Here is a 15,191-nt window from a genome sequence, read left to right on the forward strand (position 1 = left end):
GTACGCTCTTTTATTATGCTATTCTAAAAAATAACATTTAGTTTTTAACCAATTTAATGGTCTTGGTTCCTTTTTCGGATGAAATTTTTGCAAGATAGACACCAACATTTAATTCTGAGGCATCAACCATAACCTCTGTTGTGTTTGGCTCTAATTGCATCACCTGCTTTCCGAGTATATCAAAAACCTCAATACTATTAATAGTTTGGCTGTTTGATTTGATTCTCCATTTTGAAGCTGTAGGGTTTGGATATACATTAACCTCTGAAGTTTCAAACTCATCAATAGATAAAAGAGCCGGTTCAACAACAATACTTCCTAAATTGTTATAATCTGTATCAAACTCTGGTCTTGAATTAATGTTTGGTCCAATAAATTGAAAACCATATTGCACATGCTCACCAGAATTATATGATGTAGCGTCCATATTCAATAGAAATGTTCCTTCATTTAAAACCGCTGTATCTTCGGCCAACACTGATGAGAAATCTGATGCAAATACCTTGATAAATGCAATTGTTGTATAAGGAATACTTAAGCCAGAATCCATTATAGTATTAGATGTGACTTCTCCAGTAAAAGAAAATACAGAACCAGCCAAAGTATCATCTTGTATAAAACAATTTGCATCCATTATCTTGTTACCTTCCAATACTCCATCAGTTTGCCAGTACACATTGGTATCACCTATTCTATTTGGTTTCAATGTTACAGAATTTGCACCTGTGTCTAATTCGGCTATTAAATCTGGAATTCCCCATCCTGATTCAAACTGAAAACCTCCAATAGTTCCATCTTTAGGATTATCAAATACGTTCATAAAGCCGAGACCATTACCAGTAGGATCTGGACTAAATGCTGTAGCATCAAAATTTATTACCGTTTGGGAAAACCCAAATGACAACGTTAATAATGCTAGGAATAAAGTAATTTTTCTCATAGTAATATTATTTTAGTTTCTAGAAATTATTCTTTTCAATACCTAATAAAGATAATTTATAAAAATTAAATAATAAAATTATTTAACAATAGCCTATTTAAAAAATCATTCATTTTCTAAGTTTTAAAACAAATCAATTATAGAATGGAAATACCGTCGCAGAGTGATTTTTTCTTAAACTACTTTTATTTGGATATCTGATTTCTGGCTTTTTCTATAGAATTAACGGGAAGTTTACATGTGCCATTTACACAAACATATATCAATGTTTCATCCTCAATAAACTTATTCTTCAATAAAGGCAAATTACTTTCAGTCTTAGAACCAGAGATCAATATATTTGGTATATAATGGGCATTTAGCTCATTTAGCTTATCAACAGCTTCTTTACCCGAAATCGCCACCTCATAATAAGCATTAGAATGATTTAGGTATAATGTCATCCAGTTGGTATATCCGGATGGTGATTTTTGCATATCCTCATCAATGTTGGCTAGCATTTGAGCGGCCAATTTAGAGTAATCTTTATTAGCATAATAATGGCCTAATTTAAATAAACAATCCGCCAGAACAGAATTTGAAGAAGGAATAACATTATCAAAAACTTCTGTTTTTCTTGCTATTAAATTAGTTGACTTATCTGATGTAAAATAAAACATACTACTCTCGTCATTTAAAAAATGAGATATAGCATAATCCATTAGACTTTTTGATAGATCAAGCCATTGTTCATCAAAAGTTACCTGGTACAACTCTATGAACGCAGCAATTGTATGTGCATAATCTTCAGAGAAACCTTCAATTATACTTTTGGCATCTTTATAATTGTGAAACAATCCTCCATTTGATTGTATTTGATTCTCTTTAATAAAATTTGCATTTTTTAATGCTTTATCTAAATAGGAATTATTACCAAAAGCCTTGTAGGCATCCACATAAGCTTTTAACATTAATGCATTCCATGAAGTAAGTGCTTTATCATCCTTTCTTGGAGGTTTCCTATTATCTCTAGCCTTTTTAAGCTTTGATTTCCATTCTAGTAATTTAGTCTTTAAGTCAAATAACGAAAGGTTATGCTTTTTAACAAATTCAGAATCGGTTGTGTTTTTATACAGTACGTAGTTATTCTTTTCCCATTTACCAATAGCGTTAATGTTATAGTAGGCCTTGAATATGTCAAAATCTGCTCCCAATAAAGACTTTAATTCTTCGGCTGTCCAAACATAATAAGCACCTTCTTCTAGCTCACCTTCAAAATTTTCGCTGTCGGCATCCAATGCAGAATAGAATGATCCATTTTTACCCGTTAACTCTGAGTCTACAAACCTTAATGTTTCCTCTACAATTGTCTTGTAACTTTCTTTATTGCTCACTTGATGAGCTTTAGAATAGAGACTTACCAATTGTGCGTTATCGTATAGCATTTTTTCAAAATGAGGTATGTGCCAATTCTCATCCACTGTATATCTTGAAAAACCACCTCCTATTTGGTCGTAAATACCGCCATTTGCCATCTTATCCAAAGTGGTCATTACGTATTCAACTAAACTTTTATTATTATACTGATAGCCATATCGAAGCAGGAGATTTAAATGACTTGGCATTGGAAATTTTGGCGCTTTTTTTATGCCACCCATTTTAAAATCCAAGGTCTTTTCAAGGTTCTCAACTGCGTCATTGATTCTTTTAGTGTTGAACTGAACGGGTTCTTTGTTTACTGTAATTAGATTGGATTTGTTAACTCCTTCCGTTAACTTCTCTGCAAACGAGATAACTTTTTCAGGATCATTTTCATAAAGATCGGACATATCCCTTAGGATTTTTGTCCATTGTTTTTTTGTAAAATATGTTCCTCCAAAAACTGGTCTTCCATCAGGCAACGTAATACAGTTAAGAGGCCAACCTCCGCTACCAGTCATCAGCTGAACAGCATCCATATAAATTTGATCAACATCTGGTCGCTCCTCTCTATCGACCTTAATATTAATAAAGTTCTCGTTCATTATTTTGGCAACCGAGTCGTTTTCAAAACTCTCCTCTTCCATAACATGGCACCAATGACATGCGGAATAGCCAACAGATATTATAATTAATTTATTTTGATCTTTAGCTAATTGCAAAGTGTTGTCGTTCCATGCTTTCCAGTCTACAGGATTATAGGCATGCTGTAACAGGTAAGGACTTGTTTCGTTAATTAAATCATTAGCTTCCTGTTGACTATGAGCATCAGATTGAGTTGTATTCTTTTGAGAACAACTATAGGTAATTACAAACAAGAGTATTATAAAAACGAGTTTTTTGATCATACTTTCTTTTGGGATTAAACCATAGACAATTTATAAAAAAAAGCGTGTCTACAATATTGTAAACACGCTTTTATCTAGTTATACTGCTATTATATTATTTATTGTCTAACCAGTTTTATAGTCTTAGAACCATTATCAGATTCTAATCTTGCAAAATAAACACCTGTTTTTAATGACGATGCCTCAATTACAAAACTATTTGAATTAGGTTTTAAAGCCATAACTTGCTTACCTAAAATATCATAAACAGTTGTTGTTTGAATGGTTGTGCTCCCTGATATGTTCCAATTATTATTTGTTGGATTAGGGAATGCTTTAAACTCAGTAGTCTCAAATCCATCAACAGAAAGAGGGTTACCTTGAGTTAAAAGGATATTGTCTACATACACAACACCTCCTTGACCAGGATCTTGCATAAACGGATCCATTTTCCACTGCCAGAAATTAGTATCTGAAAAACCAAGATTGGTAAAGAAAGACATAGGTATTACAACTTTAGTCCACTGCTCATTAACAACAGCTTCATCAACACCTATTTCATAGTTATGCTCTGTTACACCACCATCGTTACTAATCATAACAAATCTAAAACCAGGTATACCTGCTCTTGCGAAATAATCAAATGAAACAAAATTGTATGAAGACACATCATCAGGACCACCTTCACCTACACCGTATCCAGCAACACTAAAATCAAACTTAAGTGCTTTATTCTCACCTGCTCCTGGGTCTAAATCTGGTTCACCAGCTACAGAACCAAAGTCATAGTCAAATACTAAAAATGTGGAATACGCATTCGTGTCATTATAGATGCTATAGGTTTCACCATCTGAAGAAGTTGGTATTGGAGCAGCTGCAGGATCTGGTTCAGGTGCTGCAATTGCACTTCCGGTGGTAGCTCTAATATTATCGACGTAAATAGTGAAATCACCAGCTGGATCATTAAACCCTGATCCATTCCAATTTGGGAAAAACGCAATTTGAGAATACTCACCGTTAGCAGGTACTGTCATATCCAAAGATTCGTTGAATGTAAACGTTAATGTTTCCCAACCACTACCTGTATGTGGCTCATCAGCAGCTGAATCTGGTGCTACACTTGCAACATTATCTTCTACTTTAGCAAACAATGTTAGTGGCATAACGGAGTAAACATCTACCTCTACAGTAATGTTGGTAGTTAAATCCATATAATTAGATTGCATTAACAGTTGGGCTCCTTGCCATGGCTGACCTGCCGAGGACGAAATTATTTCACCAACTTGTCCATTGGTTCCACCCGAAGCTGGATCTGCAACAATATTCGCACCCCCTAAGCCTTCAAAACCTGTAAATTGGTCAGTAGGTAATGTTTCAAAATCTTCCTGTAAATCCAATGATCCACCACCACCAATAGCGGAGCCCTGAACACCTCTAATATTATCTATATATATAGTGTTAGCAGTACCTACACCAGGATTACAACAACTTGCCCAACCATCAGCGGCATTGTCCCATCCAGGAAAGAAAACAATTTTTCCATACTCACCATCAGCTGTACTTGTCATATCTAAATTTTGATTTAGAGTAACTGTAATGGTCTGCCAACCAGAACCACCAACATAATTTACATTGGTATCGTTGTCACCTGCTGAATCTGGACCAGTTTGGCCGTTTTCAACTTTCAGTAACATCCCAAAAGAGTCATCAGAATAAATATCTACCTGAATTGCTTTGTCCGTAGTTAAATCTACATAGTTGCTCTGTAATAACATACTTGCACCTTGCCATGGATTTCCAGAGGCTTCAGATACAATTTCTAAAACTTGTCCATTAGTTCCACCAGGAGCAGGGTCAGCAACAATTGTTGCACCAGAGGCTCCTTCAAACGCTTCTAAATCACTCGAGGGATAAGAAGATTCAAAATCTTCTAATACTACTTGAGAAAAACCCAAAGTTGAAACTAGAAGACACATTAAAAATGTAATTTTTTTCATGTTTTTTTAGTTAATCATTAATATTCTACGCAAGAAACTGATTATTATTCAATACAGAGCTATATAACACCTATACAAAAACCATACAGACATATAAAAAACAAATTTTACACAATGAAACAATTAAGTCTAAATAATTGTTTGTCAATTGTTTAAAATTTAAATCGTTAAATTTTTATGAAACAAATCACCTATACAGGTCGGTTTTAGCTTTTAAATTTAAAAACTGTAGGTTTTTCATTGTTATTGGTAACAACGATTAATGGATTTTTAGATTTACTTATTGTGGTAATATTTCTACTGTCGTAGGGCACATAAAAACCACTTTCATTGGGCGTTATATACTTAAAGTTATTATTTCCATCACCTAAAAGCACTGCGCCGAAACCAGCATCATAACGTGTAGTCTCAACTTCTACTCCGTAATGATTCCCAGCTATAATTATATCTTTATTACCATCCTTATCAACATCCATGACTAATGAGGATTTTATTGGTGATATCTGAACATCATTAGGCAATTCTTTTCTCACCAGCTTACCATTGTCATTAATCAATATAATGCTCTCAAAACTCTTTATCTCATAGATGATAGCATCCTCTACTTTGTCTTCTGGTAAAATGTCTATTAATTTAGAAGAGGCAAAACTGTGATAATCTTCAAATTTTTCTGCAACATAAGGCATTTGTTGACTTGTGCACTCTCTGCCTCTTACTGGTACATAATCATTTTTATAAAATTTTGCCAAAACCACATCATTAGTACCGTTATTATCGAAGTCGTTGGCATATACCTTAAATGGATGCTCTTCAGATGCCTTGAATTTATTATTCTTTCCAAGGTTTCCAACAATGTAATCTTCGTCGCCATCATTATCAATATCGCTTGCCGTAACAGACCACCAGATACCTCTTGTATCGCTTAACCCAAATGATTCTGATGTATCTTCAAAAACACCATTGCTATTAGTTAAAACTTTAATCTCCATCCACTCACCGACAATCATTAAATCCTCATCATTATCATTATCAATATCTGTAAACACAGCATCTGTCACCATGCCTATGTTAGTTAATGCAGGTGCTGTTTCTTTTGAAGCCTTTGTAAACTTTCCTTTGTTATTTAGAAGAATATAACTCGATGCAGGAGAGGCATAGGATTTAGCAACTAAACGTGTGCCAACGAACAGGTCCATATCACCATCTGAATCAATATCTGATGCCTTTACGGCCTGAGAACTCTCTCTTATATCTGGTATTGCCGAATTGTTTTTGGTAAAATTCCCAGTACCATCATTAATGTATAGCCTGTCTTTTAAAAGTTTATCGCCTCTCATATATTCACCACCACCACTGGCAACATATAAATCTAAATCATCATCATTATCCACATCAATAAACAAACAACCTAAATCTTCTGAGGCTCTATCTGCCTCCCAAGGTTGGGATGAGTTTTTAATAAACTTACCATCACCATTTTGAAGGTATAAGGTACCGGATTGCCCAACTGCTCCTCCAATAAAAATATCCTCTAAGCCATCTTTATTAACATCGCCAGAGACTGAAAATGGTCCATTTTGGGATACATTGTGAGGTAATAATATTTCATCAGTAAATTCATCAAATTCATTTTCTTGATGTAAAAAGTCTATGCCTAAATCATCAACATTTATTTTTGCCAGTAATGCCGACTTTTCTTCTTTATCTTGTTGAATTGCTTTAGCGTCAGATAGCTTAGCCAATAGTACTTGATTGGCCTTTACATTTTCATAGGTATTGACCTTTCCATTGGGCCATATAACTTCTACTCTATCAACTTCAGTATGTTTACCCAACCCAAAAAACATCCCATGTTCTACAGAAGAAATAAATCCTCTGGTAACCGAGTTCTCTACAATTTGTTTTTTACCATCATAATGGATAACGGCTTTTACGCCAATTCCAAATTTATTCTTTTCTGGTCCTTCGACATTTATTTTTAGAAAATTGCCTGTTGCTTTGTTCTCGTAAACAAAAGCTGGAGCATCAATATTATTGGCAATAACATCCAAGTCACCGTCATTATCCAGGTCTCCGTAGGCCATACCATTAGAAAAACTAGGTGTATCAAAACCCCATTCTTCAGCAACTTTTTCAAACTTAAGGTTACCATTATTTCTAAAAGCATAGTTAGACACTGGTTGAGACGGTGTTTCCTTACTTAGCTGAAATAAATCTTCAGCGGTTGCTCCTTTTGCAAGGTTCTTAACTTTATTTCTGTAGTCGTTATTATCTACGTCTTTTTTAATCCCGTTAGAAATAATTATATCCTTTAACCCGTCATTGTCCAAATCCACCAAAAGACTTGCCCAACTCCAATCCGTGTAAGCGATACCTGCCATGTTCCCAATATCAGAAAAACTACCTAGACCAGTATTAACCTGCAAAGCATTGGCCATATACTGATGATGTGCACCAGCTTCAACCATTGTTTTAAAAGCTTCAGTACTCATTGAAGCCATATTAGTCTTGGAACGATAATGATCTTCTGGTGTCATATCTGTTGTAATCAAATCAATCAACCCATCGTTATTAATATCACCCGTATCAGAACCCATACTTAGCTGGGTAATATGTTTCAACTGCTCATTGATAACATTTGTAAATGTCCCATCTCCGTTATTGTAATACATAAAATCTGGTTCGGCGTAATCATTGGCGACATATAGATCCATCCAACCATCATTATTGAAATCCGTAGTGTTAACACTTAGTCCGTAGGCCACATCTCTAGAAATGCCGACTTGATCAGAAACATCTTTGTATCTCCCATTATCATTTCTATAAATTCTGTCTCTAAAAAATTTGAATTGTTCTCTTGGAATTTTATTTAGAAGTAATAATTTTTTATCAGCTACTTGATTTACCTGGTACATATCTAAATCACCATCATTATCCATATCAAAAAAAACAGCCTGAGTCGAAAAACCAACATCAGCAAGGCCATACTGTATAGCAGACTCGGTAAACGTTAAATCCTTATTGTTGATATAGAGTTGATTTCTACGATCTGCAGTATTGGCAGAAGTACCATTTCTACTTACATATATATCTAAGTAACCATCTGCATTAACATCTGCCATGGTAACTCCCCAGGTCCAACCAGAGTTTACGGCTACTCTTGATTTCTTGGTAATATTTTCGAATTGAAAATCGCCCTTGTTGAGATATAATCTATCCTCTACCTGATTACCTCCAAAGAAAACATCCGCTAAGCCGTCATTGTTAATATCTCCAATGGCGACTCCTGACCCAACATACATTTGGCTGTAATAGTAATGATTAAAATAGGTTGATTCTTTTATCGTATTTTCAAAGTCTATTCCCGTCTTTTCTGCAGGCAATAACTCAAATCCGCCTACCAGTTCTTTAGGATATAAATTTCTTTCATTACCATTATTGCATGAAAAAAACACAGTACACAGGGTAAAAATTACTAAATATTGAATTCTAGAGCTTCTCTTCATTATCAGAAAATTATATGAATACAGTAAATATATACAAATGCAAGAGTAAAAGTTTGTATTAGTACATTCTTGATATGTTAAAAAATATTAATCTTAGTATTTAAGCTTTTCATTTTTATCCCAAATTCCCCAATAAGCGCCAACATCTCCTTCGGCACCAACTTTCCACGATTCATCAAAAGAAGAGAAATAGAACATCTCAACGTCGTCTTCCTTAGACCACTTCTGTGCATTTATAAAATACTTCAACGCATTTTCTTCTGATGGGTGTGCGCCTTCTAATTTTGAACCTTTGTTTGGCCAGCCCGTTTCTGTAATTATTACTTTTTTTCCATTTCCTGCTTTTAAAGCTCTGTTGTACATATCTTTCATGTACAATAACGAGTAATCTTGGTCGCAGCCTTCCCAAAACGGATAACAGTTTGCTAATATTATATCGCAAGCTTCAGTAATGTTTGGACGATCAGTAAATTCATAATAAGCATCGACATAGCCTACCGGAACATTTTTAATTGCTCTTTTTACACTATATATATGTTCTAACAATTCCTCTTCTGATAAATCTCCACGATACAAGACCTCATTACCAACTGCGGCAACATCAACGTAACCTTGATTTGACAAATCAATTAATCCAGCAATTTCGTTTTCATTGATTTCAAGATCATCACCTAGCCATGCACCAACAAGCGTTTTAATGCCATGTTCTTTCGCAATCTTAGGTATCATTTCATTACCTTCTGTACAAGAAAAAGAACGAATCCATTTAGTGTATGGTTTTATAATCTCAATTCTTCTTCTTATTTGTTTTTCAGATAATTGATTACCTGGCTTTTGCCCCTCCATATAAGGACTAAAGCATAAGCCATGTACTCCTTGATTTAAAATCTTTCTGTAAGCCTTTTTTATCTCTTTTATGTCTTTATTGGCATAATCTAATGATGCCAATGCGAAATGCTTTTCTTCTCTGTACGACATGTCTTATTTTATTAAAATTATAACTCGCCTCTTCGTTCTATTAATTTTTCTTTTATTTCTCTTGCTCTAGTCTCATTTAGGCTGTACTTCAACATTACCCATATCGCTATTGCAGCTGTTGAAGCTGGTATAATGATATCTGCCAATCGTAACTTTATCATTGTTTCGGCCGTTTGAGATACGGCTCCTTCGTCGAATCCAACTAATGTTAGAATTGCTCCACCAAGTACTAGAGCAATGGCCTGACCTAACTTTACCATCCACCAATATATTGCACCAAAAGTCCCTTCTTTTCTCGGCATCCCATTTTCTAATTCATCCAAATCACATACATCTGCTGTCATACTCATCATTAATGTAAATAATCCACCTAAACCAAAAGCCATAAAAGGTATTGGTAAAAACATTAACCAAGGACCTCCTTGGCTCGTATCCATACTAAACCAAGACATACCTATACTGTCTAAAAAAGGATTTATAGCATTAAATATTGAGACTACACTATTGTTCAGTCCTTGGCCTAGACTTGTCTCATTAAATTGCCTATTCAATTCATTATCAAAACCCCACCATTTAAGAATGTACCCAACAATAGAAATAACAGTAGATATTATAAAAGCTTTTCTCTTACCAAACTTGTTTGCTATGCGAGAAATAATTGGGATTACCATAAAAGCAGTAACTACCGCAGTGAGGGAAGCAAACCAAGCAGGCCATGTACCAGCATCACCATAGTTACCATTATATATATAAAAAACAATTATGAAGAAACTGAAGGAAGCTACCATTTGAAACCCGTTGAACACCAAGAATGTCGCTCCACACAGCTTCATAAAAGGTTTGTTTTTTGACACTTCCTTAATACCTTGAAACAAATCTTTAAAGCTAGAACCTAGTGTACTCATACTAATTTTTTTTCTATTTTCCATTTTACCGGCATCAATCCCTTTACAGAATAATGCTGGCAGAATACCAAGTACTGCGCATGCTAAACCAACTGTTAAAGACAATTTACGAACACCATTAGCCTGTAATTTTTCGTCCGTTATTTTTTGTAAATCATCTCCTGTAAGACCCATTTCTCCTATAGCCCTAAGAGCTTCATCACTTAATGAAAACACGGTAGGATCAGCAATAACTACCCAAAACCAAGGCACTAGCATCCAAGCTATTTGTCCGACAGTATTAGCAAATGCCATTAAGCGCGTACGCTCATTATAATCTGAAGTCATTTCGTATCCTAATCCCACTAACGGTGTGGCATACATTGTGTTACCGATTAGAAACAGTAATGACATGAGAAGAAAATACCAAAAATTGAACATTACTGAGTTGTTCTCGCTCATTTGGAATAATAATGCAAAGAGGATACCACTTAGAATAGCTCCAATGAAAATATAAGGTCTTCGCCTTCCCCATTTAGATTTAGTATTATCAGAAATAAAACCCATTATCGGGTCTGTGAGTGCATCAAATATTCTAGGTAATCCACCTAACAATCCAGCCAAAAAGGGATCCATTCCAAAAGCTGTTACTAAAAAAAACATGAAAACCGCTAAAGCTCCAGGTAATAAATTAAGAACCAAGTGTCCTGAACCAAAGGCCGCTTTTTGACCTATAGGAACTCTATCTCGCTTCGCCGTTTTGATGTTTGACATATCTATTTGAGTTTAGATGGAATTATTATCGTTTGAATTGCCTGCGCACTTATACTTAATTTTACACTGTCCTCAGTAAGAGACAACATAAAATCTTTTGGTTCTTTACCTTCATTAAACACCACTACAGCTATTGAGCCATCAGGATTTTTAGCAGCAGTAACCTGAAGTGTCTCAGCTGAATTGTCCACGCCAATAACTTCTGCTCCTGGTCTTATATATTTACTGAAATGTGCCATGGTATAGTAAAGTGGCGTAAAGTAAACCTCATCCGCCTCCTCATCTACAATAACTGGTGCCGCACACCAATTCTCAAACCAATTTGGACCTCCCTGTCGGTTTAATACCATATTCCAATCTACCCAACCATCTACCCAATTGTTCAAACAACCAATAATATCTCTAGCATAGCGATTAACTGGCGCATACTTAGGATGCAAGTATTTTTTTTCGTCCTCTCGCCAATCATAACCCCAATCTGTTGCTTCTTTTTTCCAGTACCAAGAATCGTCTTTCCAAGCCGGTACTTCAGAATCTATACAACCTTCAGTTTCAATTAAATATTTATTCGGTGCTTTATTGTGTGCATATTGTAATGCTTTTGGGAAAACATCATAAGTACTCTCGTACCAATGAATTGCTGTACCATCAAAATATTTTGAGGATGCTTCATCTTTAAACATTACATCCACCCATTCTTTTAAGCCATCTCTATTTTGATCATAACCCAAAATATTGACTTCACCTTTTCCGTCAGCTTCTAATTTTGGTCCTAAATGGTTTTGAACAAAATCAGTTTCCTCTTGAGGTGAAAAGTGCATACTTTCCCAATTGTTTCCGTTTCCATGTGGTTCATTAACTGGTGTTAATCCCCAAATATCAATACCTTCTGCCTTATAGGCATCTAAGTATTTTGAAAAATAGAGTGCAAAGACATTGTAATATTCTGGTAGTAATTTTCCACCTACATATTCCTTATTATCTTTCATCCATGGTGGCGCTGTCCATGGTGAAGCAATAATACCAAAACCATCTTTTGAAATTGCCATAGCATCCTTTATCATTGGGATTAAATCCTCTCGATCTTCTTCTATCGAGAAATTTTTCAATTCCATATCATCAGGAACAGGTGCATATGTGTAATTGTTTAATGAAAAATCACATGAAGCAATATGAGTTCGAGTTAATGAATAGTTTGCACCATCCTCAGAGAAATAAGCTTGAAGAATTGTATCTCTATTTTTTTTGCTGAGCTTATTCAACAAATACGCAGATGATTCTGTGAACGAACCACCAAACCCTGTAATGGTCTGAAATTTTTGTTCTGGCAGTATTTTAATCACAGCAGCAGAATCCACTTCCGAATATTCTGTTATTCTTGTTAGTTTATTACCACTAGCAGAAGTTTCATAAATCTCAACTCTTAGGTTATCATTTTTTTCAGAATTACAACTCATAACAGCAAACATTAAAATAACCACTAGACTGCACTTGAATATTTTCATACGATGTAATTTTAATTATCTTGTTTATTTACATTTCTGTAAATCTTTTTCACGACTGAAAACACTTCTTTCTTATTTCTGTCTATATCCACAATTCCCCAATACTCTTCGTTAGGGCTTCCATCAAAAGGAACTCCTGTACTATTAGGTGCAGTTCCTCCAGTATCCTGCACGTCATTGTTACCAGCTTTCCACCAACCATCAGTAAATGAAAACAATGTGACACCCGAACAGATATCTTGACCATCAAAAGTTGCTTTTAAAATAATTTCGGTAGCATCTGCTTGTGCTTTTTCATTTACACCTTGCTCATAACCTTCATTAGCAACTTGCATATAACTATCTGCCCCTGTTTCGGATAAATACATCGGTTTATCACTAACTTCTTTCCACTCTTTAAAAATCGTTTCTGGTCTTACTGAGCGATAAACATTCATTCCCCAAACATCGATATTAGGGCTCATAGTCAGTGCCAAAGTATCTGGTAAATCGCCATGGGCTGTCGTTACTGGGTGAGACTTATCATTTTGATGGATTAGATTAGCTGCATCATTCATGGCTTTGTACCAATTTTTAATTTGTCCATCAAACCATTCTGGGTGATAATTATATTCATTACCCAATTCCCACATTAAAATGGCATTATGATTTTTATATGTATTGATGTAATCTATGAATGTACCAGACACGATGTCGTTTTTACCACCTTGATTATATCCGAAGCCGATGATTACCTTAATGCCTGCCTCATCAATTTCATCTAACACTTCTTTTTCTTCAATGGGCGCATAAACTCTAATGGTATTGATGCCTGCTTCTTTCATTAAAGCAAGATCTTGTGTAAGATTTCCAAAATCGCGTTGGTTGCCACTGCCCTTCGGTACGGGATGGTAACAAATACCCTTAATGATGTATTGCACGTCATTAACATAAATATGACGGCCTTTTACAGTAACCGTAGTATTTTGGGATTTACTCTCGCAAGACAGTAGTACAAATGCTATGACCAAAAAAGTTAGAAAATTTTTCACTGTGCGGTTTTTTTTAATTCAGGAACCAAAACATTTTTCATCAATCTGCTTTTGTTTCCATTATATGTTTTTGTAATAGGTTTTCCATTTCTTCCCAATCCTTTAAAAACTCCCTTATCTACCAAATCCCAAAGTGCATATTTTGCTTTTCCGTCTATGGTGAATAAGCCAAAATGATTTTCTGAGCCTTTAGGGTTTTTAGCATCTTTCCAGTTCTCATCGAAAGCTTCAAAATAGAAGCAAGACATACCTGCTGCATTTGTCCAATCTCTCATATGATTATAATACAAAGCTTGCTTATACTCATCAGTTGCCATAGCTCCCGAATCTCCGTAAAGTTCAGCTGAATGACTTGCCCAACCTGTCTCTCCTATGTGAATCGGCTTATTTACCCCTAGGCTTTTCATATAAGCTACAACACTATCGTATTGAGAAACAGCGTACTTTTTTGCACGTAGCATGGCTGCATCTATTTTTTCTGTTTTGGACAATTCAGTTTCAGAATCTAAAACTCCCCAGAATACTGGGTTATAATGTGTGTCGTGCATTGGGTAGGTGTGCATGGAAATATAATCGACCGCTTTTATCAATTTTTCTAAGTCTTCGACATGGTATTCTTCACTTCCGCCTCCCCAAGAGGCAAAATTGTCGGAGCTTGTAATCCAAAGATCTTTAGGTAATTCTCCTTGCTCTTTTAAATCCTGTAAATGGTTCACCCATTTTAAGATGACACCAGGTTGCACATAATATGCCGTTGCCCATTTAACCATAGCTTCATTACCAACTGCAAGAATTTTTACAATTTCTGGATACTCTTTTGTAAGTTCAACAGCCATTTTTACTTCTACAGGATTTCTTTCACTCTCCTCATCATGGTCTGGTTCGCCATTTGACCAATCGAAAGCATTTTTGCAATCAATCCAAATACCGAGCATGACATACATTTCAAAATTTGAATCCTCCTGCTTAAGCTCTTTTATAGCTTTAAGCACATTTGAAGCGTGAGGCAAATGAACATTGTACGTTCTCAGTATTTTGATTCCCATAGCATTGAGGATTTTCATATCCTCTTTAATTTCTTCAATAGTAGGTTGTATATCTCTACTTTGGGACCTATAGCCACCATAAGAAATTGCTAAATACTCTGGTTTTCCTAAAATATCTTCTGCGCTCAAACTTTGTTTTGCTTTTATATTTGTTGAATCATTGTCGTTTTTTTTGACATCATTACATGAGAACAATAGCGCTACTAAAAAGAAGACTCCTATTTTAATACTGATCTTCATGGTTT

The 15,191-nt window shown here is 35.2% G+C and carries 9 protein-coding genes; all 9 read right to left on the bottom strand.

The features are described 5' to 3' along the window. Positions 1 to 37: 37 nt before the first annotated feature. The 9 genes from SIB89_RS07115 to SIB89_RS07155 all read right to left on the bottom strand — a co-directional run bounded on the left by SIB89_RS07115 (position 38) and on the right by SIB89_RS07155 (position 15,186). A complete protein-coding gene (locus SIB89_RS07115; protein ID WP_412561692.1) occupies positions 38 to 940 on the bottom strand; it encodes a T9SS type A sorting domain-containing protein in 903 nt (300 codons plus the stop codon). Between the two features lie 185 nt (positions 941 to 1,125). Further along, complete coding sequence (locus SIB89_RS07120; RefSeq protein ID WP_412561693.1) at positions 1,126 to 3,246, bottom strand: thioredoxin domain-containing protein; 2,121 nt, start codon at positions 3,244 to 3,246, stop codon at positions 1,126 to 1,128. Between the two features lie 98 nt (positions 3,247 to 3,344). Continuing rightward, complete coding sequence (locus tag SIB89_RS07125) at positions 3,345 to 5,222, bottom strand: T9SS type A sorting domain-containing protein (RefSeq protein WP_412561694.1); 1,878 nt, start codon at positions 5,220 to 5,222, stop codon at positions 3,345 to 3,347. Between the two features lie 206 nt (positions 5,223 to 5,428). After that, on the bottom strand, positions 5,429 to 8,728 hold the full coding sequence (locus SIB89_RS07130) for a VCBS repeat-containing protein (RefSeq protein ID WP_412561695.1): 3,300 nt from the start codon (positions 8,726 to 8,728) through the stop codon (positions 5,429 to 5,431). Positions 8,729 to 8,821: 93 nt separating this feature from the next. Further along, on the bottom strand, positions 8,822 to 9,706 hold the full coding sequence (locus SIB89_RS07135) for a glycosyl hydrolase family 17 protein (protein WP_412561696.1): 885 nt from the start codon (positions 9,704 to 9,706) through the stop codon (positions 8,822 to 8,824). 17 nt (positions 9,707 to 9,723) lie between these two features. After that, a complete protein-coding gene (locus tag SIB89_RS07140) occupies positions 9,724 to 11,364 on the bottom strand; it encodes an MFS transporter (RefSeq protein WP_412561697.1) in 1,641 nt (546 codons plus the stop codon). Between the two features lie 2 nt (positions 11,365 to 11,366). Further along, positions 11,367 to 12,869 carry a glycoside hydrolase family 30 protein gene (locus SIB89_RS07145; RefSeq protein WP_412561698.1) on the bottom strand — a complete coding sequence of 501 codons (1,503 nt, stop codon included), beginning with the start codon at positions 12,867 to 12,869 and terminating at the stop codon, positions 11,367 to 11,369. Between the two features lie 11 nt (positions 12,870 to 12,880). Further along, positions 12,881 to 13,900, bottom strand: coding sequence for a glycoside hydrolase family 2 TIM barrel-domain containing protein (locus SIB89_RS07150; RefSeq protein ID WP_412561699.1), 1,020 nt, complete (start codon positions 13,898 to 13,900; stop codon positions 12,881 to 12,883). After that, entirely contained in the window at positions 13,897 to 15,186 is a 1,290-nt protein-coding gene (locus SIB89_RS07155) for a glycosyl hydrolase family 17 protein (protein WP_412561700.1), read from the bottom strand. The genes SIB89_RS07150 and SIB89_RS07155 overlap by 4 nt, the downstream gene beginning before the upstream one ends. Between the last annotated feature and the right edge of the window lie 5 nt (positions 15,187 to 15,191).

It is taken from the genome of Winogradskyella sp. MIT101101, from assembly GCF_047126865.1.
Taxonomy (GTDB): domain Bacteria; phylum Bacteroidota; class Bacteroidia; order Flavobacteriales; family Flavobacteriaceae; genus Winogradskyella; species Winogradskyella ouciana.